We start from the raw sequence: 18669 nt of genomic DNA, 5'->3' as shown, positions 1-18669 counted from the left end.
TGACGAGCATTGTGCGCAGGCATCACAGGCAAGCGGAACGCAACGACTCCAATTCACCCTGTGAGATACCCAACTCTCCTGTGATTTCTCGGTGGGTGGACCCGTCGGGTGCCAACTTCGCAGCCGCCGGGGCACGACGGGGGCCAGGTGTACGTTCTGCGGCCCCGTGCCCAACTCGGCGCCCAACTCGGAGCCCACGACACGCGGTTGTGCCCCGGCGAATTCAAGATCACCCGGCCGGGGCACAACCGACACGTCAGGGACGGGGACTCACTTCTTCTTGTTGAAGTCGGCCGCCGCCAGCAGACCCGTGTCCGGGTTGTCGGTGAAGATGCCGTCGACGCCCTGCTCGAAGTAGACCTTGAAGGCGCCGAAGGCGTCGCCGTACGCGTGGGGATCCGTACCGATCCGGAAGTCGGCCGGCAGGAAGCTGTTCTCGTTGCGCATCGTGTACGGGTGCAGGATCAGGCCCTTGGCGTGGGCGTCACGCACCAGCGTGGTGGGCTCGCCGAGCTTGCCGGCCTTGTCCTTCGGAATGATCAGGTCCACCCACGGGCCGATGCCCTGCGCGAAGGACGCGATCCACTTCAGCCCCTCGGGCTTGATGAGGTCGGCCACGAAGCGAGGGTCGCCCGACTGCTTGAGGTCCCACGGCTGGGTGTTCGCGGCGTCGAACAGCACGACGCGCGGGGTCGAGACCAGCTTCGCCATGCGCTGCATGCTGGTGGGTTCGAAGGACTGGAGGAACAGCGGCGAGTCGCTGCGGTCCCTGCCGTACCGGCGCAGCAGCTTCGCGAGCGGCTCCTCAAGGCCGAGGCCCAGCCCCCGGAAGTAGGTGGGGTGCTTCGTCTCGACGTACAGCCACACGGGCTCGCCCCGGCGACGACCCTCGTCGTCGGCCCAGCGCAGGACCTCCTCGAAGGTGGGGATCTCCCAGCGGCCGTTGTAGAGGGTGCTCTGCTGACGCGACTGCGGGATGCGCTCCTTGGCGCGCAGCGTCTTCAGCTCGGCGAGTGTGAAGTCCTCGGTGAACCAGCCGGTGAGGCTGACCCCGTCGACGCTCTTGGTCGTCTTGCGGCCGGCGAACTCCGGGTGGTCGGCCACGTCCGTGGTCGCGGTGATGTCGTTCTCGTGACGGCAGACGAGATGACCGTCCTTGGTCGGCACGAGGTCCTGCTCGATCACGTGCGCGCCGAGGTCGAGCGCGAGCTGGTACGAACCGAGGGTGTGCTCGGGCCGGTAGCCGCTGGCGCCGCGGTGTCCGATGATCGTGGGCACCGGCAGGCCCTTGTGGGGCGGGCGGTTGCTGCCGCCGCGCGCGTCGGCGGCCGGCGCGGCCTGCGCCGTGCCGGCCGTGCCTGCGGAAAGACCGAGTGCGGCCGAGCCGAGCACCGCCGCTCCCAGCACGGTCCGTCGTCCCGGTATGTTCCGCGCACCCTGTGTCATGAACGCTCCTTCATGTGATGTCCATGTTGCTGTCCCGCACCTGTCAAGCGAGGGCTTGATCGTAGGCAGTCACCCCCTACACCGGGCAGACCTGGCGCGAACACACCACAAACTCGTGTCAACACTGCGTAACCGATCGATGAACCCGATGTGCGCGGGGGCCCGGCCCGCGAGTATCGTCCTCACCTGCAGAGAGTTCGTCGGCTCGATACGACCGCTCACCAACCGGAGGACCCCGTTGTCCCGCTTTGCGCTCGTCAAGGCAGTGCTCGGACCGATCTTGCGTCTGATGTTCCGGCCACGGGTGGAGGGCGCGGAGAACATTCCGGGGACGGGTCCGGTGATCCTCGCCGGCAACCACCTCACGTTCATCGACTCGATGGTTCTTCCGCTCGTCTGCGGCAGCCGTCAGGTGTTCTTCATCGGCAAGGACGAGTACGTCACCGGCAAGGGCCTCAAGGGCCGGCTGATGGCCTGGTTCTTCACCGGCTGCGGCATGATCCCGGTGGACCGTGACGGCGGGCGCGGCGGTGTGGCGGCGCTGATGACCGGCCGCCGGGTGCTGGAGGACGGCCATATGTTCGGTATCTACCCGGAGGGCACACGCTCCCCCGACGGACGGCTGTACCGGGGCCGTACGGGTATCGCGCGGCTCACGCTGATGACCGGCGCGCCGGTGGTGCCCTTCGCGATGATCGGCACGGACAAGATCCAGCCGAACGGCTCCGGCATGCCGAGGCCGAGCAGGGTGACGGTCCGCTTCGGCGCGCCGATGGAGTTCTCGCGCTACGACGGCATGGACCGCGACCGCTATGTGCTGCGGGCGGTGACCGACTCCGTGATGACGGAGGTCATGCGGCTCAGTGGGCAGGAGTACGTGGACATGTACGCCACCAAGGCGAAGGCGGCCTGACCTCTTCCGGCGGGGGCGGTGGCGCCGTATCGGTTACGACCGGCGCCACGCCCGTACCCGCGTGCGGCTCCCGTCCGCGTTACCCCACCCGCTCCTCGGTCTCCGAGACCTCCGCCGCTTCCGGCGCCTCCTTCACGCCGTCCTCCAGCTTCTGGCCGCGCAGCAGGAACCACGCCGCCACCGACGTCGCCAGCAGGAGCGCCGCCCCCGCGCCCGCCGCGATGCGCAGGCCGTGGACGAAGGCCTCCTGCGCAGCGGCGATCAGTTCCGCGGCCTGGTGGCCGGGGATGGCGCTCGCCGCCTCCACCGCGCCGCCCAGGGACTCGTGCGCGGCGGACGCCGTCTCGGCGGGGACGCCCGACGGGGTGGGGAAGCCCCGGTAGATGCCCGTGACGATCGAGCCGAGGAGCGCGATGCCGAGCGCGGCGCCCAGTTCGTACGCCGTCTCCGACACCGCCGACGCCGCGCCCGCCTGTTCCCTGGGGACGCTGGAGAGGATCACGTCGGCCGTCACCGTGAAGGCGAATCCCGCGCCGACGCCCACGACCAGCAGCGCTCCGCCGAGCATCGGGTAGCCGGTGTTCTCGGTCAGCAGGACGAGGCTGGCGGTCGCCAGGCCGACTCCGGCGAGGCCGCCGGCCACCACCAGCCGCACAGAGAACCGCCGGGCGGCCCGGCCCGCGAGCAGGCCCGCCGTCACGGCGCCGACGGCGGCGGGCAGTTCGGCCACGCCGGCCTCCAGCGGCCCTCGTCCCTGGACGAGTTGCAGATACTGCGAGAGGAAGAAGACGAGCCCGGACAGACCGAGGATGGTCAGCAGGTCGGCCAGTACGGCCGCGGAGAAGCCGCGGTTCTTGAACAGCCGCATGTCGAGCAGCGGGTGGCGGATCCTGAGCTGTCTGCGGACGAAGCGGACGAGTGCCGCGACCCCGACCACCGCCGTCGCGGCGATGTCCCAGCGCAGCCCGTGAGCGGCGGCTTCCTTGATGGCGTACACGACACCGACGATCCCGACGAGGGACAGCAGCACGCTCTGCAGGTCCCACGGACCGGGTGCCGGGTTCTTCGACTCGGGCAGCAGTTTCACGCCGACGACGACGAGGACCGCCATGACGGGCAGGTTGATCAGGAAGACCGAGCCCCACCAGAAGTGCTCCAGCAGGAATCCGCCGACGACCGGGCCCACGGCCGCGCCCGCCGAGGCCGCGGCGCCCCAGATGCCGATGGCGACGCTGCGCTCCCTGGGGTCGTGGAAGATGTTGCGGATCAGGGCCAGCGTGGACGGCATCAGGGTCGCGCCGGCGATACCGAGCAGCGCCCGCGCGACGATCATCATCTCCGGGCTGGTCGCGTACGCGTTGAGCACGGAGACGGCACCGAAGGCGACAGCGCCGGTGAGCAGGAGTTTCTTACGGCCGATCCGGTCGCCGAGGCTGCCCATGGAGACGAGCAGGCCGGCGATGACGAACGAGTAGATGTCGCCGATCCAGAGCAGTTGGGTGCCCGACGGCTTGAGGTCCTCGCTGAGGAAGGGGGTGGCGAGGCCGAGGACCGTGGCGTCGACCGCCACCAGCAGCACGGCCAGGACGAGTACGGCCAGGGCCAGCCAGCGTCCGAGGGGGCGGTGCCGCAAGTCCGTCTCGGTCGCCCGCGGTTCGGTGCCGCTCATTGCTCCACGCTCCGTCGTGCTCCGCCGAGCAGCAGCTCGGCGATCATGTACTGGAAATCCTTCGGTGCGACCCGTCCGTCCAGGACGGCCCACGCGCATGCGCCCACGAGTCCGTAGAACGCCTCGGTGAGCCAGGCGGGAGGCAGGTCGATACGGAACTCGCCCTGCTCCTGTCCGCGCCGGAAGAGCGCGGAGACCCGGGCGTCGAGCCGGTCCCAGCCCTCGTTGACCTCGCCCTCGAAGAGCTGGTTCTCGGTGACGAGGAAGGCCAGCAGCCCGGCGGCGGGCTCGATCTCGGCGACGAGTCGGCGCAGCGCGCCGCTCGCCGGTCCCTCGTCCGGCCGCGCCGCGTCGAGCGCCGCCTCGCACTCCCGGATGCCCAGCTCCTCCAGCGCCTTGACCAGGGCGTCGCGCCCCGCGAAGTGCCGGTGCAGGGTGGCCCGGCCGATGCCGGAGGCCCGCGCGACCTCGTCCATGGTGGCGGTGGACTTGCGGCTGAGGAGGGCGGCGGCCGTACGCAGCACCTGGTCCCGATCGACTGTCATGAGACAAACATAACCCAAATGAGACACTGATGTCTCACGCGCTCCGGGCCACTGTCCAGCGGCCCCCGGCCACGGGATATCTTGATGTCGAGCAATGTTGCAGACGTGGAGCGGAGCACCCGGTGACAGACTCGACCATCATTTACACGCACACCGACGAGGCCCCGGCCTTGGCCACCTACTCATTCCTGCCTGTGGTCGAGGCCTATGCCTCGACGGCCGGGGTCACGGTGGAGCGCCGTGACATCTCCCTGGCGGGGCGGATCATCGCCGGTTTCGCCGACCGTCTCGAAGCGGGACAGCGGATCGATGACGCGCTCGCGGAGCTGGGCGCCCTCGCCAAGACCCCCGAGGCGAACATCATCAAGCTGCCGAACATCTCGGCGTCGATCCCGCAGCTGAAGGCGGCGATCGCCGAGCTGCAGGAGCAGGGTTACGCGCTGCCCGACTACCCGGACGACCCGAAGTCCGACGAGGACAAGGACGTACGGGCGCGTTACGACAAGGTCAAGGGCAGCGCCGTGAACCCGGTGCTGCGCGAGGGCAACTCGGACCGCCGCGCCCCCGCGTCGGTGAAGAACTACGCCAAGGCGCACCCGCACCGGATGGGCGCCTGGACGGCCGGGTCGAAGACGAACGTCGCGCACATGGACGCCGACGACTTCCGCTCCACCGAGAAGTCCGCCGTGATCGCCGAGGACGGCACGCTGCGGATCGAGCTGGTGGGCGACGACGGGAACACCACCGTGCTGCGCGAGTCGGTGCCCGTGCTGGCCGGCGAGGTCGTGGACGCCTCCGCGATGCGCGTGGCCGCGCTGCGCGAATTCCTCACCGCTCAGATCGCCCGCGCCAAGGCCGAGGGCGTGCTGTTCTCGGTGCACCTCAAGGCCACGATGATGAAGGTCTCCGACCCGATCATCTTCGGTCACACGGTCCGCGCCTTCTTCCCCAAGACGTTCGCCGAGCACGGCCACGCGCTCGCCGCGGCCGGTCTGAGCCCCAACGACGGTCTCGGTGGCATTCTCAAGGGCCTTCAGTCGCTGCCCGAGGGTTCGAAGATCGCCGAGTCCTTCACGGCCGAGCTGGCCGAGGGTCCCGCCCTGGCGATGGTCGACTCCGACAAGGGCATCACCAACCTGCACGTGCCGAGCGATGTCATCGTCGACGCCTCGATGCCGGCCATGATCCGCACCTCGGGTCACATGTGGGGCCCGGACGGCGGCGAGGCCGACACGATCGCCGTCATCCCGGACAGCAGCTACGCGGGCATCTACCAGGTCGTCATCGACGACTGCCGCGCCCACGGCGCCTTCGACCCGTCGACCATGGGCTCGGTGCCCAACGTCGGTCTGATGGCACAGGCGGCCGAGGAGTACGGCAGCCACGACAAGACCTTCGAGATCCCGGCCACCGGCACGGTGCGCGTCGTGGACGCGGCGGGCAACGCCGTACTGGAGCAGACGGTCAGCGCCGGCGACGTCTTCCGCATGTGCCAGACCAAGGACGTGCCGATCCAGGACTGGGTCAAGCTGGCCGTCAGCCGCGCCCGCGCCACCGGCAGCCCCGCGGTGTTCTGGCTGGACGAGGGCCGCGCCCACGACGCCAACCTGATCGCCAAGGTCAACGCGTACCTGCCGGAGCACGACACCGACGGTCTGCGGATCGAGATCATGAAGCCCGTCGACGCGATCGCGTTCTCCCTGGAGCGGATCCGGCGCGGCGAGGACACCATCTCGGTCACCGGCAACGTCCTGCGTGACTACCTGACCGACCTCTTCCCGATCCTGGAGCTGGGCACGAGCGCCAAGATGCTCTCGGTCGTACCGCTCATCAACGGCGGCGGCCTCTTCGAGACGGGCGCGGGCGGCTCGGCGCCGAAGCACGTGCAGCAGCTCGTCAAGGAGGACTACCTGCGCTGGGACAGCCTGGGCGAGTTCCTCGCGCTGGCCGTCAGCTTCGAGCACCTCGCGAACACCACCGGCAACGCGCGCGCCCAGGTACTGGCCGACACCCTCGACCGCGCCACCGGCTCGTTCCTGAGCGAGAACAAGTCGCCCAGCCGCAAGGTCGGCGGCATCGACAACCGCGGCAGCCACTTCTACCTGGCGCTCTACTGGGCGCAGGAGCTGGCGAAGCAGACCGAGGACGCCCAGCTCGCCGGCGCGTTCGCGCCGCTCGCCAGGACGCTGTCCGAGCAGGAGCAGACGATCGTGGCCGAACTGCTCGCCGTGCAGGGGGCGCCGGCCGACATCGGCGGCTACTACCAGCCGGACCCGGCCAAGGCCGAGGCCGTCATGCGGCCGTCGAAGACCTTCAACCAGGCGATCTCGACGCTGCGTTGATCCGACGCGTACACACGTGAGCCGGGCGGGCCGCAGATGCGGCCCGCCCGGCTTCCGTTACGGCTGCTGTACCGCTCTCTACTTCTTGGCCGTCGCCCACGCGTGCTGGAGCGCCAGGTCCGTCTTCACCTCGGCGAGCTGGACGGCGACCGCCGAAGGCGCCGTACCGCCGCGCCCGTCACGGGAGGCCAGCGCGCCGGAGACGTCGAGGACCGAACGGACCTCGGGCGTCAGATGCTCGGAGATCGAGGCGAACTGATCGTCCGTCAGCTCGTGCAGCTCGATCCCCTGCTTCTCGCAGACCTTGACGCACTCGCCCGCGACCTCGTGCGCGACACGGAACGGCACCCCCTGCCTGACCAGCCACTCGGCGATGTCGGTGGCCAGCGAGAACCCGGCCGGCGCCAGCTCCGCCATCCGCTCCCGGTTGACGGTCAGCGTCGCCATCATGCCGGTGAACGCCGGGAGCAGGACCTCCAGTTGGTCACAGGAGTCGAAGACGGGCTCCTTGTCCTCCTGCAGATCGCGGTTGTACGCCAGCGGCAGCGCCTTGAGCGTGGCCAGCAGCCCCGTCAGATTGCCGATCAGCCGGCCCGACTTGCCGCGCGCCAGCTCGGCGATGTCCGGGTTCTTCTTCTGCGGCATGATCGACGAGCCGGTGGAGAACGCGTCGTGCAGGGTGACGAAGGAGAACTCCTTCGTGTTCCAGATGATGACCTCTTCGGCGATCCGCGAGAGATTCACGCCGATCATCGCGGTGATGAAGGCGAACTCGGCGACGAAGTCCCGCGAGGCCGTGCCGTCGATCGAGTTGGCGGCCGAGCCGTGCTCGAAGCCGAGGTCCGCGGCGACCGCCTCCGGGTCCAGCCCCAGCGACGAGCCCGCCAGCGCTCCGGAGCCGTACGGGGAGACCGCCGTCCGCTCGTCCCACTGCCGCAGCCGCTCCGCGTCCCGCGACAGGGACTGCACATGCGCCAGCACATGATGGGCGAAGAGCACCGGCTGGGCGTGCTGGAGATGCGTACGGCCCGGCATGGCCACGTCGGGGTGCGCCTCGGCGAGTCCCACCAGCGCGTCCTGCAACTCGGCGATCAGCCCGCCGATGATCCGCGCGTGGTCGCGCAGATACATCTTGAAGAGGGTCGCCACCTGGTCGTTACGGGACCGGCCGGCGCGCAGCTTGCCGCCGAGGTCCGGGCCGAGCTGTTCCAGGAGGCCGCGTTCCAGGGCGGTGTGGACGTCCTCGTCCGCGATGGTCCCGGTGAAGGAGCCGTCGGCGACGGCGGCCTCCAGCCGGTCGAGCCCGGCGAGCATCCGGTCCAGCTCCTCCTGGGTGAGGAGGTCCGCCTTGTTGAGCACGCGGGCGTGCGCGCGGGAGCCCGCGATGTCGTACGGCGCGAGGCGCCAGTCGAAGTGCACGGAGGCCGACAGTTTGGCCAGGGCCTCGGCGGGGCCGTCGGCGAAACGGCCGCCCCAGAGCCGGACGTCACCGGTGTTGCTGCTCACTGCTGGGTTGCTCCTTGAGTGCGGTCACACAGATGGGCGGGGTGAGGGAGTCTGTCCCCTACCCCGCCCCTTCCCTAAACCGGGGCTCCGCCCCGGACCCCGGTCCTCAGCCGCCGGACGGGCCGAATCAGGCCTGGTCCCGCTTCGCGGCGATCTTCGCGGAGAGGCCGAACAGCTCGATGAAGCCCTGCGCCTTGGACTGGTCGAAGGTGTCGCCCGAGTCGTACGTCGCCAGGTTGAAGTCGTACAGCGACTCCTCCGAGCGCCGGCCGGTGACGACGGCCCGGCCACCGTGCAGCGTCATCCGGATGTCGCCGGTGACGTGCTGGTTGGCCTCGTTGATGAAGCCGTCCAGGGCCCGCTTCAGCGGGGAGAACCACAGGCCGTCGTAGACCATCTCGCCCCACCGCTGCTCGACCTGCCGCTTGTAGCGGGCCAGTTCGCGCTCGACGGTGACGTTCTCCAGCTCCTGGTGGGCGGTGATCAGCGCGATGGCGCCCGGCGCCTCGTACACCTCACGGGACTTGATGCCCACGAGCCGGTCCTCGACCATGTCGATCCGGCCGATGCCCTGGGCGCCCGCCCGCTCGTTGAGCTGCTGGATCGCCTGGAGGACCGAGACCGGCTTGCCGTCGATAGCGACCGGGACGCCCGCCTTGAAGGAGATGACGACCTCGTCGGCCTCGCGGTGCTCGGCCGGGTTGGAGGTGTACTCGTAGATGTCCTCGATCGGACCGTTCCAGATGTCCTCCAGGAAGCCCGTCTCGACGGCCCGTCCGAAGACGTTCTGGTCGATGGAGTACGGGGACTTCTTGGTGGTCGCGATCGGAAGGTTCTTCTCCTCGCAGAAGGCGATCGCCTTGTCACGGGTCATCGCGTAGTCGCGGACCGGGGCGATGCACTTCAGCTCGGGGGCGAGGGCGACGATGCCGGCCTCGAAGCGGACCTGGTCGTTGCCCTTGCCGGTGCAGCCGTGGGCGACGGTGTCGGCGCCGTGCTTCTTGGCGGCGGCCACGAGGTGCTTGACGATCGTCGGCCGGGAGAGCGCCGAGACCAGCGGGTAGCGGTCCATGTAGAGCGCGTTGGCCTTGATCGCCGGCAGGCAGTACTCCTCGGCGAACTCGTCCTTGGCGTCGGCCACCTCGGCCTCGACGGCACCGCAGGCGAGCGCGCGCTTGCGGATGACGTCCAGGTCCTCGCCGCCCTGACCGACATCCACGGCGACGGCGATGACCTCGGCGCCCGTCTCCTCGGCGATCCAGCCGATGGCGACGGAGGTGTCCAGGCCTCCCGAGTAGGCGAGTACGACGCGCTCGGTCACGGGTTTCTCCTTACGGTGCATACGCTGATGGGTATAACTATGCAGTGCACCGTATGTTTTGTCAACGCGACCCCTGGGTGGTCCCCCCGGCGCTCTCCGTCACCTCCGCCGCCAGCACCAGGGGGTGGCTGTGCTCCAGGTCCTTGGTCGCGGTGAGCAGGGTGAGGGTGCCGTCGGCGGCCAGTGCCCTGAGGCGTTCGAGGGCGTCGGCGGCGGCCGATCCGGGCTCCGCCAGCTCCATGCGGTAGCGGTCGCCGAACTCCGCGTACTTCGCCGGATCGTGCCCGTACCACTTCCGCAGCTCGGCCGAGGGAGCCGCGTCCTTCAGCCAGTCGTCGAACACGGCGTCGGTCTTGGCGAGCCCGCGCGGCCAGAGGCGGTCGACCAGCACCCGCGTCCCGTCGTCCGGCCCGGCCGCCTCGTAGACCCGTCGGACGTGTACCGCGGCAGTGGGCTTCTTGGAGGTCATACGTCCCGTCCCATCCCGTCTGTTGGAAACATCTCGACGCGCGCGATTGTCGGCGCCGACAATAGATGCCATGGGAAAGCTCTACGAACGGATCGACGGCCGGATACGCACCTTCATCGAGGAACAGCCTGTCTTCTTCACCGCAACGGCCCCGCGCGCCGATGACGGTCATGTCAACCTCTCGCCCAAGGGCCGCTCCGGCAGCCTCGTCGTACTGGACGAGTCGACGCTCGCGTATCTCGACTTCGGCGGCAGCGGCGCCGAGACCATCGCGCACCTGCGCGAGAACGGCCGCATCACCCTGATGTGGTGCGCGTTCGACGGACCGCCCAAGATCGTGCGGGTGCACGGCCGCGGGGAGCCGGTGTTCCGGGACGATCCGCGCTGGGCGCGGTACATCGCGCACTTCACGGGCGCGGACGGGCCGAGCGCGCGGGCGATCATCCTGGTCAGCGCGGTACGGATCAGCGACTCGTGCGGATTCGCCGTCCCCTTCATGGAGTACCGGGAGGAGCGCACCCTGCACGCGGAGCACTTCGCCAGGAAGACGGACGAGGAGTTCGCGGCGTACTGCGAGAAGAAGGTGGGGGTCAGCCTGGACGGGCTGCCCGCACTGCCACTGCCGCTGCCCGCCCGGACGGCCTAGGGTCTGTCGTTTGGATCCGGCCTGATCCAAACGACAGACCCTAAGCGTTGTCCGCGAGCTGAGAGGCCGTCACCCCGCGCACGGCGTACGGTCCGAGCATGCGCATCCTTCTCTCGCTCGGCTCCGTCCTGCTCGCCGTCGTCGCCACAGTCGCGGCGGGGCCTGTCGCGCCCGCCGACACCTCCGTACCGCTCCCCGAGCGGATGGCCGACACCGGCGGCGGCAGTCAGCTGATCACCGCCGAGGCCGCGAGCACCGCCGCGACCACGGGCCGCGTCACCTGGTGGGACCGGAGCGGGGACCGCTGGGTGGCGGCAGGGTCGGCGGAGGCGCGGTTCGGTTCCGGCGGGCTGGTCGCGGGCACCGAGCGCGTGCAGGGCACCTCGACCACGCCGACCGGGCTGTACGACCTGCCGTACGCCTTCGGGATCCGGCAGGCGCCGAAGGGGACCCGCTACCCGTACCGACCGGTGACCGAGCGGTCCTGGTGGTGCCAGGACAACGACTCGCGCGCCTACAACCGCTGGGTCGAGGGGCTGCCGGCCGACTGCCGGGCCGGTGAGGCCGAGAAGCTGACCGACTACGGCACCCAGTACGCCCACGCCCTGGTCATCGGCTTCAACTACAACCGGCCCGTGCGCGGCCGGGGCGCCGCGATCTTCCTGCACGTCAACGGCAAGGGCGCGACGGCCGGCTGTGTGTCCGTGCCCGCCGAGGCGATGAGCCGCATCCTGACGTGGGCCGACCGCGGGCGCTCACCGCATATCGCGGTGGGCACGCAGTCGGGGGCGACCGCGATCACCCGCTACTAGGCCGTGTCCGCTCAGCCGTCCTTCTGGGCCAGTCGCAGCAGATGGTCCGCGAGCGCCTGCCCGCCGACCGGGTCGCGGCTGATGAGCAGCAGCGTGTCGTCACCGGCGATGGTGCCGAGGATGGGCCGGAGTTCGGCCTGGTCGATGGCGGAGGCGAGGAACTGCGCGGCGCCCGGCGGCGTACGGAGCACCACGAGGTTGGCGGAGGCCTCGGCGGAGATGAGCAGTTCGCCGGAGAGCCGCCGCATCCGCTCCTCCTTCGCCGACTCACCGAGCGGGGCGTGCGGGGTGCGGTAGCCGCCCTCGCTGGGGACCGCGTAGATCAGCTCACCGCCGGTGTTGCGGATCTTCACGGCACCCAGCTCGTCCAGGTCGCGCGAGAGCGTCGCCTGGGTGACGTTCAGACCGTCGTCGGCGAGGAGCTTGGCAAGCTGGCTCTGGCTGCGGACCGGCTGCCGGTTGAGGATGTCCACGATCCGGCGGTGCCGCGCCGTGCGCGTCTGTGGGACGGAGGGGCCGTTGTGCTCGGCCGCGCCGTTCCCACCGTCCCTGTCGAGCCCGTTGTGCTCGGGTGCCTGCGCCTCGGTCATCGTCGTCTCATTCCCCGGATCGTCCGTCCCCGTTGGTCCCACGCGTGCTGTCGAGGATGCCGGGCAGGGCCTGGAGGAACGTTTCCACCTCGTCGTCGCCGATGATCAGCGGTGGCATGAGCCGTACGACATCGGGAGCGGGCGCGTTCACCAGGAAACCGGCATCCTGAGCCGCCTGCTGCGCCTGTGGCGCCAGTGGCTCGGTGAGCACGATACCCAGCAGCAGCCCCGCGCCACGGACATGGGAGACCAGCGGGTGTCCCAGCGCCTCGATTCCGTCCCGCAGTTTCTCGCCCAGCCGCTTCACCGTGTCGAGCGCGCCGTCGGCGCCGAGCGTGTCCAGGACCGCGAGCGCGGCGGCGCAGGCGACCGGGTTGCCGCCGAAGGTCGTACCGTGCTGACCGGGCTTGAGCAGGTCCGCCGCCGGGCCGAACGCGAGCGTCGCGGCGAGCGGCAGGCCGCCGCCGAGGCCCTTGGCGAGCGTGACGACATCGGGCTCGACGCTCTGGTGGGCCTGGTACTCGAACCAGTGCCCGGTCCGCCCGATACCCGTCTGGACCTCGTCGAGCACCAGGAGGGTGCCGGTGGCGCGGGTGATTTCCCTGGCCGCTTCGAGATAGCCGCGCGGCGGGACGACGACGCCGTTCTCGCCCTGGATCGGCTCGATGATCAGCAGCGCGGTCTGCTCGGTGACGGCGGTTCTGAGCGCGTCGACGTCTCCGTACGGCACATGCGTGACATCACCGGGCAGTGGCAGGAAGGGCTCGCGCTTGGGCTGCTGCCCGGTGAGCGCGAGCGCGCCCATCGTGCGGCCGTGGAAGCCGCCCTCGGTGGCGACCATGTGGCGGCGGCCGGTGAGCCGGCCGATCTTGAACGCGGCTTCGTTCGCCTCGGCGCCGGAGTTGCAGAAGTAGACGCGGCCGGGGCGGTCGGCGAGGGCGATGAGCCGTTCGGCGAGGGCGACGGGCGGGCCCGCCACGTACAGGTTCGACACATGCCCGAGCGCCGCGACCTGCCGGGAGACCGCGTCGACGACGGCGGGGTGCGCGTGGCCGAGGGCGTTCACGGCGATGCCGGCGACGAAGTCGGTGTACGCGGTGCCGTCGGCGTCCCAGACGATGGCGCCCGCGCCGCGCACGAGGGAGAGCTTCGGGGTGCCGTAGTTGTCGGCCATCACATCCTGCCAGCGCCGCGTGAGCCGCTGGTTGCTGTCGTCGGTCATGCTGCTCCCCCTTCGGTCGTTTTCTCCTGGCCGTCGGGGACGACCATCGTGCCGATGCCTTCGTCGGTGAAGATCTCCAGCAGGATCGAGTGCTGTACGCGGCCGTCGAGCACGCGGGCGGTGTTGACCCCGTTGCGTACGGCGAACAGACAGCCCTCCATCTTCGGCACCATGCCGCTGGACAGCTCGGGCAGCAGCTTCTCCAGCTCGGTGGCCGTGAGCCTGCTGATCACGTCGTCGTTGTTCGGCCAGTCCTCGTACAGGCCCTCGACGTCGGTGAGGACCATCAGCGTCTCGGCCCCCAGTGCGGCGGCGAGCGCGGCGGCGGCGGTGTCGGCGTTGACGTTGTAGACGTGTCCGTCGTCGGCGCTGCGCGCGATGGAGGAGATGACCGGGATTCGGCCGTCGGCGAGCAGCGCCTCGATGGCGCCCGTATCGATCGCGGTGATCTCGCCGACGCGCCCGATGTCGACCAACTCGCCGTCGATACGCGGCCGGTGCCGGGTCGCCGAGATGGTGTGGGCGTCCTCGCCGGTCATGCCGACGGCGAGCGGGCCGTGCTGGTTGAGCAGCCCGACGAGTTCGCGCTGGACCTGGCCGGCGAGCACCATCCGTACGACGTCCATCGCTTCGGGCGTGGTCACCCGCAGACCGGCCTTGAACTCGCTGACCAGCCCGTGCCGGTCGAGCTGCGCGCTGATCTGGGGGCCGCCGCCGTGCACGACGACCGGCTTGAGACCGGCGTGGCGCAGGAAGACGACGTCCTGGGCGAAGGCGGCCTTGAGGTCTTCGTCGACCATGGCGTTGCCGCCGAACTTGATGACGACGGTCCTGCCGTTGTGGCGGGTGAGCCAGGGCAGCGCCTCGATGAGGATCTGCGCCTTGGGCAGGGCGGTGTGTTTGCGTGCGGTCATGAGCTGTACGCGCTGTTCTCGTGGACGTAGTCGGCGGTGAGGTCGTTGGTCCAGATGACGGCGGACTCGGTGCCGGCGGCGAGGTCGGCGGTGATCCGGATCTCGCGGAAGCGCATGTCGACGAGGTCCCGGTCCTCGCCGACGGAGCCGTTCTTGCAGACCCAGATGTCGTTGATGGCGACGTTGAGGCGGTCGGGGTCGAAGGCGGCGGAGGTCGTACCGATGGCGGACAGGACCCGGCCCCAGTTGGGGTCCTCGCCGTGCAGTGCGCACTTGAGGAGGTTGTTGCGGGCGATGGAGCGGCCCACCTCGACGGCGTCGTCCTCGGTCGCCGCGTTGATCACCTCGACGCGGATGTCCTTGCTGGCGCCTTCGGCGTCGCCGATGAGCTGGCGGCCGAGGTCGTCGCAGACCGTACGGACGGCTTCCGCGAACTCCGCCTGTCCCGGCGTCACTTGGGAGGCACCGGAGGCGAGCAGCAGCACGGTGTCGTTGGTGGACATGCAGCCGTCGGAGTCGACCCGGTCGAAGGTGGTCCGGGTGGCGGCGCGCAGGGCCGCGTCGAGGGCGGGGCTGTCGACATCGGCGTCGGTGGTGAGCACGACGAGCATGGTGGCGAGGCCGGGTGCGAGCATGCCCGCTCCCTTGGCCATGCCGCCGACGGTCCAGCCGTCGCCGCCCGCGACGGCCGTCTTGTGCACGCTGTCCGTGGTCTTGATGGCGATGGCGGCCTTCTCGCCGCCGTGGGCGGAGAGTTCGGCCGCGGCCTTCTCGATTCCGGGCAGGAGCTTGTCCATCGGGAGGTTGATGCCGATGAGCCCGGTGGAGGCGACGGCGATCTCGCCGGGACTGTGGCTGTCGTCCGAGCCGTCGGGGGCAGCCAGGTTCAGAACCTCGGCGACCTTCTCGGCGGTGGCGTGGGTGTCCTGGAAGCCCTTGGGGCCCGTACAGGCGTTGGCACCACCGGAGTTGAGGACGACGGCGGAGATCTCACCGCCCTTGACGACCTGCTCCGACCAGAGGACGGGGGCGGCCTTCACACGGTTGGAGGTGAAGACGCCCGCGGCGGCGCGGCGCGGACCGGTGTTGACCACGAGGGCCAGGTCCGGGGCGCCGCTGTCCTTGATCCCGGCGGCGATGCCCGCCGCCGTGAATCCGCCTGCTGCCGTGACGCTCACTGCATCTCCTTGTTCGGCTGGTTCGGCTGGTTCCGCTTGATCGGCTGGTTCGTGGTGAGGTTCATGGTGCGACACCGGTGGCCGGGAGCCCGGTCTCCTCGGGCAGTCCGAGGGCGATGTTCATGCTCTGGACCGCGCCGCCGGCCGTGCCCTTGGTGAGGTTGTCGATGGCGCTGATCGCGATGACGCGGCGGGCGTTCTCGTCGAGGACGACCTGGACGTGTACGGCGTTGGAGCCGTACACGGACGCGGTCGCCGGCCACTGGCCCTCGGGCAGGAGCTGGACATACGGCTCGTCGGCGAAGGCCTTCTCGTACGCGCCCCGCACGTCCGCCGCGGTGACGCCCGGCCGCGCCTTCGCCGAGCAGGTGGCGAGGATGCCGCGCGCCATGGGGGCGAGGGTGGGAGTGAAGGAGACACCGACGCGCTCCCCCGCCGCCGCGCTGAGGTTCTGGATCATCTCGGGGGTGTGCCGGTGGCCGCCGCCGACGCCGTACGGGCTCATCGAGCCCATGACCTCGGAGCCGAGCAGATGCGGCTTGACGGCCTTGCCCGCCCCGGACGTGCCGGTGGCGGCGGTGATCACGGCCTCGGGCTCGACGAGCCCCGCGCCGTACGCGGGAAAGAGCGCCAGCGACACGGCCGTCGGATAGCAACCGGGCACCGCGACACGCCTGGACCCCTCCAACGCGGCGCGGTTGCCCGGCAGTTCGGGGAGGCCGTAGGGCCAGGTGCCGGCGTGGGCGGAGCCGTAGAAGGCCTCCCAGTCGGCGGCGTCCTTGAGGCGGAAGTCGGCGCCCATGTCGACAACGAGCACATCGCCGCCGAGCTGCTCGGCGACGGCGGCGGACTGCCCGTGCGGCAGCGCGAGAAAGACCACGTCGTGCCCGGCGAGCACGTCGGGGGTGGTCGGCTCCAGGACACGATCGGCCAGCGGCCCGAGGTGCGGCTGAAGCGCGCCGAGGCGCTGACCCGCGTTGGAGTTCCCGGTGAGGGCGCCGATCTCGACGCCGGGGTGCCCCAGGAGCAGCCGGAGCACTTCCCCACCGGCATATCCACTGGCTCCCGCCACTGCTGCACGTACGGCCATCGAAGCCCTCCCTGTCGATGGCATGACTATACGTAGTGCCGCAGCTTTATGCAATGACGGTATCGCCTTCACCCTCACACGGAGACAACGATCACTCCGCCGATCTGGGGCCTTTGCGCTGGTTGGCCTGGTTGGCGTTGAAGCGCGCTTTCTTCTGGCGATTCCCGCACGTGTTCATGTCACACCATCTGCGGGTGCGGCTTTGGCTGGTGTCGAAGAAGGCGGCTTGGCAGGTTGGTGAGGCGCACAGGGCCAGCTTTCCGTCTCGTTCGCCTGCGATGACGCTGATCGCGTCGGCGGCAATCACGCCGAGGGCATCCTCCACACAGGAAGCCGAGCCGAGCTGCCATCGCCGCTTGCCCTCGGGCGTCAGGATCGCCGCGGCCCGACCCTGAGCGCTGAAGTCATTGATGACCCGGACAGCAGACGCGGGGAGGCCGTCCTGGATCGCGGCGGCTGTCGCGGCGGCGTGAATCGACTCCCTCAGTTCCCGAGCGAGGTCGAGCTGGGCAGTGGTGCAGGAGTCCACGGCGAGGCCGTTCACCGCCAGCCAGTCGACGAGTCGGTGCGGCGCGGGAATGCGCTCCACAGCGTTGCCGTGACGCTCCGACAGAGTCCCGGTGAAGCTGGTCGCCAGCACGTTGCCGAGGCGGAAGTCAGGGAATCCAGCGCGCATGGAACCACCTTAGCCGGTTGCGGTGTGGCTCGGGGAACTGCTAGAACCGTCTTAGCCGGTTCCACTATGGCACAGGAGGTCTCATGCCCCGTCCAACCAGCGACGTGCAAGCATTTGAAGCCCACACGACCGACGCCGACCTCGACGATCTGCGCGCGCGACTGGCCGCGGCGCGACTGCCGGAGGCCGAGACGGTCCATGGCGCCGCGCCCGGCCCTCACCGATGGGAACAGGGCGTTCCGCTCGCCGACCTCGTCGATGTCGTGAACTACTGGCGCACCGGGTACAACTGGCGGTCGTTCGAAGAGCGCCTCAACCAGATCGGCCAGTTCCGCACAACCATTGATGATCTGGGAATCCACTTCCTGCACCGCCGATCCGCGCGCGCGGACGCCACTCCTCTGATCTTGACGCACGGGTGGCCGGACAGCATTGCCCGGTTCATCGACGCAGTGGACGAGCTGGCAGATCCGAAAGACGCGGACGCGCCCGCGTTCCACGTCGTGGTCCCGTCGCTACCGGGCTTCGGTTACAGCGACAAGCCGGCCACCACCGGGTGGGGAACCGAGAAGATCGCGGCCGCATGGGTGGAACTGATGGGACGGCTCGGCTACAGCAAGTTCGCAGCCCACGGCGGCGACTGGGGAGGCAATATCAGCACGGTCCTCGGCGGCAGGTTCCCGGCGCACGTTCTCGGCATCCACACCACCTTCGCGGAGGGGCCGCCCGGTCTGACAACAAACGGGCTGACGGCGGTCGAGCGCGAATGGACCGAGGAGACCCACGATTTCTGGCACCACCGCGCGGCGTACGCGAAGCAGCAGGCGACCCGGCCGCAGACCATCGGCTACTCGCTCGTCGACTCACCGGTCGGGCTTCTCGCCTGGATCCTCGACAAGTTCGCCGAGTGGTCGGACACCGAGGACAGCCCGTTCGAGACGATTTCCAGGGACAGAATTCTGGACGACGTCACCCTGTACTGGCTGACGCGGAGCGGCGCATCGTCGGCCCGTATTTACTACGAAAGCCACAACTCGCTGGATCCCGAACTCCGGGTCGATGTCCCGTCGGCCATCACTGTGTATCCCCGCGACGTCGAGAAGTGCCCGCGCCCCTGGGCGCGGGAGCGGTACCGGCGGATCGTCCGATGGGGGTCCCCCGAAACCGGGGGACATTTCCCGTCGCTGGAGGTTCCCGAGTATTTCGTCAAAGACCTCCAAGAGGGCCTGGCGGCCGTGCTGGCCGCTCACCGGTGAACGCGGCCGGGTGCCGGCACTCGACGCCTGCGACGGCCGAACTCGTGGAACGGCTGAGCAGGCCCCGGAGAAGG

General features: G+C 69.7%; 17 protein-coding genes. 5 read left to right on the top strand and 12 right to left on the bottom strand.

Annotated features, from left to right (window positions below):
- Window positions 1–270: 270 nt before the first annotated feature.
- Complete coding sequence (locus ACIBLA_RS12185) at window positions 271–1446, bottom strand: glycerophosphodiester phosphodiesterase (protein ID WP_363244339.1); 1176 nt, start codon at window positions 1444–1446, stop codon at window positions 271–273.
- 139 nt (window positions 1447–1585) lie between these two features.
- Here ACIBLA_RS12185 and ACIBLA_RS12180 point away from each other — a divergent pair, with 139 nt between their 5' ends.
- A complete protein-coding gene (locus ACIBLA_RS12180; RefSeq protein ID WP_399198506.1) occupies window positions 1586–2359 on the top strand; it encodes a lysophospholipid acyltransferase family protein in 774 nt (257 codons plus the stop codon).
- A 79-nt stretch (window positions 2360–2438) separates the two neighbouring features.
- Here ACIBLA_RS12180 and ACIBLA_RS12175 read toward each other — a convergent pair whose 3' ends face one another.
- Both ACIBLA_RS12175 and ACIBLA_RS12170 read right to left on the bottom strand, forming a co-directional pair.
- Window positions 2439–4028: an MFS transporter gene (locus ACIBLA_RS12175; protein WP_399198505.1), complete on the bottom strand. Its 1590-nt coding sequence runs from the start codon at window positions 4026–4028 to the stop codon at window positions 2439–2441.
- The gene (locus ACIBLA_RS12170; protein WP_363244341.1) at window positions 4025–4573 is read right to left on the bottom strand and encodes a TetR/AcrR family transcriptional regulator; all 549 of its coding nucleotides are present in this window, start codon (window positions 4571–4573) and stop codon (window positions 4025–4027) included. Before ACIBLA_RS12170 ends, ACIBLA_RS12175 begins: the two co-directional genes overlap by 4 nt.
- 122 nt (window positions 4574–4695) lie before the next feature.
- On the opposite strand from ACIBLA_RS12170, the gene ACIBLA_RS12165 reads away from it, so the two are divergent.
- On the top strand, window positions 4696–6915 hold the full coding sequence (locus ACIBLA_RS12165; RefSeq protein ID WP_399198504.1) for an NADP-dependent isocitrate dehydrogenase: 2220 nt from the start codon (window positions 4696–4698) through the stop codon (window positions 6913–6915).
- A gap of 78 nt (window positions 6916–6993) precedes the next feature.
- Here ACIBLA_RS12165 and argH read toward each other — a convergent pair whose 3' ends face one another.
- The 3 genes from argH to ACIBLA_RS12150 all read right to left on the bottom strand — a co-directional run bounded on the left by argH (window position 6994) and on the right by ACIBLA_RS12150 (window position 10211).
- Entirely contained in the window at window positions 6994–8421 is a 1428-nt protein-coding gene (gene argH / locus ACIBLA_RS12160; protein ID WP_363244343.1) for an argininosuccinate lyase, read from the bottom strand.
- A 127-nt stretch (window positions 8422–8548) separates the two neighbouring features.
- A complete protein-coding gene (locus ACIBLA_RS12155; protein ID WP_363244344.1) occupies window positions 8549–9742 on the bottom strand; it encodes an argininosuccinate synthase in 1194 nt (397 codons plus the stop codon).
- 61 nt (window positions 9743–9803) lie between these two features.
- Window positions 9804–10211, bottom strand: coding sequence for a DUF488 family protein (locus tag ACIBLA_RS12150; RefSeq protein ID WP_363244345.1), 408 nt, complete (start codon window positions 10209–10211; stop codon window positions 9804–9806).
- Between the two features lie 70 nt (window positions 10212–10281).
- Between ACIBLA_RS12150 and ACIBLA_RS12145 the strand changes: the two genes are divergently transcribed.
- Both ACIBLA_RS12145 and ACIBLA_RS12140 read left to right on the top strand, forming a co-directional pair.
- Window positions 10282–10857 (top strand): pyridoxamine 5'-phosphate oxidase family protein, encoded by a 576-nt coding sequence (locus tag ACIBLA_RS12145; protein WP_363244346.1) that lies wholly within the window; start codon window positions 10282–10284, stop codon window positions 10855–10857.
- A 98-nt stretch (window positions 10858–10955) separates the two neighbouring features.
- Window positions 10956–11669, top strand: coding sequence for a L,D-transpeptidase (locus ACIBLA_RS12140; RefSeq protein ID WP_399198503.1), 714 nt, complete (start codon window positions 10956–10958; stop codon window positions 11667–11669).
- A gap of 11 nt (window positions 11670–11680) precedes the next feature.
- Here the strand turns inward: ACIBLA_RS12140 and ACIBLA_RS12135 are convergent, their stop codons facing one another.
- The 6 genes from ACIBLA_RS12135 to ACIBLA_RS12110 all read right to left on the bottom strand — a co-directional run bounded on the left by ACIBLA_RS12135 (window position 11681) and on the right by ACIBLA_RS12110 (window position 17339).
- Complete coding sequence (locus tag ACIBLA_RS12135; protein ID WP_363244348.1) at window positions 11681–12259, bottom strand: arginine repressor; 579 nt, start codon at window positions 12257–12259, stop codon at window positions 11681–11683.
- A 7-nt stretch (window positions 12260–12266) separates the two neighbouring features.
- The gene (locus tag ACIBLA_RS12130; RefSeq protein WP_399198502.1) at window positions 12267–13481 is read right to left on the bottom strand and encodes an acetylornithine transaminase; all 1215 of its coding nucleotides are present in this window, start codon (window positions 13479–13481) and stop codon (window positions 12267–12269) included.
- Complete coding sequence (gene argB, locus ACIBLA_RS12125) at window positions 13478–14395, bottom strand: acetylglutamate kinase (RefSeq protein WP_363244350.1); 918 nt, start codon at window positions 14393–14395, stop codon at window positions 13478–13480. Before argB ends, ACIBLA_RS12130 begins: the two co-directional genes overlap by 4 nt.
- A complete protein-coding gene (gene argJ, locus ACIBLA_RS12120) occupies window positions 14392–15573 on the bottom strand; it encodes a bifunctional glutamate N-acetyltransferase/amino-acid acetyltransferase ArgJ (RefSeq protein WP_363244351.1) in 1182 nt (393 codons plus the stop codon). Before argJ ends, argB begins: the two co-directional genes overlap by 4 nt.
- 61 nt (window positions 15574–15634) lie before the next feature.
- A complete protein-coding gene (gene argC / locus ACIBLA_RS12115) occupies window positions 15635–16663 on the bottom strand; it encodes an N-acetyl-gamma-glutamyl-phosphate reductase (protein ID WP_363244352.1) in 1029 nt (342 codons plus the stop codon).
- Between the two features lie 91 nt (window positions 16664–16754).
- Window positions 16755–17339: a CGNR zinc finger domain-containing protein gene (locus ACIBLA_RS12110; RefSeq protein WP_363244353.1), complete on the bottom strand. Its 585-nt coding sequence runs from the start codon at window positions 17337–17339 to the stop codon at window positions 16755–16757.
- Between the two features lie 83 nt (window positions 17340–17422).
- Between ACIBLA_RS12110 and ACIBLA_RS12105 the strand changes: the two genes are divergently transcribed.
- Window positions 17423–18595: an epoxide hydrolase gene (locus ACIBLA_RS12105; protein ID WP_399198501.1), complete on the top strand. Its 1173-nt coding sequence runs from the start codon at window positions 17423–17425 to the stop codon at window positions 18593–18595.
- The last annotated feature ends 74 nt before the right edge of the window (window positions 18596–18669 follow it).

Origin of the sequence: Streptomyces sp. NPDC050433 (assembly GCF_044458565.1) — a bacterium.
Taxonomy (GTDB): domain Bacteria; phylum Actinomycetota; class Actinomycetes; order Streptomycetales; family Streptomycetaceae; genus Streptomyces.
The sequence above is the reverse complement of the archived record's forward strand: the minus strand, read 5'-3'. Positions and strand labels throughout refer to the sequence as shown.

What these genes read in the sequence shown, in the direction of transcription:
- ACIBLA_RS12185 (WP_363244339.1), bottom strand. Translation starts at nt 1,446, where the DNA reads ATGACACAGGGTGCGCGGAACATACCGGGACGACGGACCGTGCTGGGA.
- ACIBLA_RS12180 (WP_399198506.1), top strand. Translation starts at nt 1,586, where the DNA reads ATGAACCCGATGTGCGCGGGGGCCCGGCCCGCGAGTATCGTCCTCACC.
- ACIBLA_RS12175 (WP_399198505.1), bottom strand. Translation starts at nt 4,028, where the DNA reads ATGAGCGGCACCGAACCGCGGGCGACCGAGACGGACTTGCGGCACCGC.
- ACIBLA_RS12170 (WP_363244341.1), bottom strand. Translation starts at nt 4,573, where the DNA reads ATGACAGTCGATCGGGACCAGGTGCTGCGTACGGCCGCCGCCCTCCTC.
- ACIBLA_RS12150 (WP_363244345.1), bottom strand. Translation starts at nt 10,211, where the DNA reads ATGACCTCCAAGAAGCCCACTGCCGCGGTACACGTCCGACGGGTCTAC.
- ACIBLA_RS12145 (WP_363244346.1), top strand. Translation starts at nt 10,282, where the DNA reads ATGGGAAAGCTCTACGAACGGATCGACGGCCGGATACGCACCTTCATC.
- ACIBLA_RS12140 (WP_399198503.1), top strand. Translation starts at nt 10,956, where the DNA reads ATGCGCATCCTTCTCTCGCTCGGCTCCGTCCTGCTCGCCGTCGTCGCC.
- ACIBLA_RS12135 (WP_363244348.1), bottom strand. Translation starts at nt 12,259, where the DNA reads ATGACCGAGGCGCAGGCACCCGAGCACAACGGGCTCGACAGGGACGGT.
- ACIBLA_RS12130 (WP_399198502.1), bottom strand. Translation starts at nt 13,481, where the DNA reads ATGACCGACGACAGCAACCAGCGGCTCACGCGGCGCTGGCAGGATGTG.
- argB (WP_363244350.1), bottom strand. Translation starts at nt 14,395, where the DNA reads ATGACCGCACGCAAACACACCGCCCTGCCCAAGGCGCAGATCCTCATC.
- argC (WP_363244352.1), bottom strand. Translation starts at nt 16,663, where the DNA reads ATGGCCGTACGTGCAGCAGTGGCGGGAGCCAGTGGATATGCCGGTGGG.
- ACIBLA_RS12110 (WP_363244353.1), bottom strand. Translation starts at nt 17,339, where the DNA reads ATGCGCGCTGGATTCCCTGACTTCCGCCTCGGCAACGTGCTGGCGACC.
- ACIBLA_RS12105 (WP_399198501.1), top strand. Translation starts at nt 17,423, where the DNA reads ATGCCCCGTCCAACCAGCGACGTGCAAGCATTTGAAGCCCACACGACC.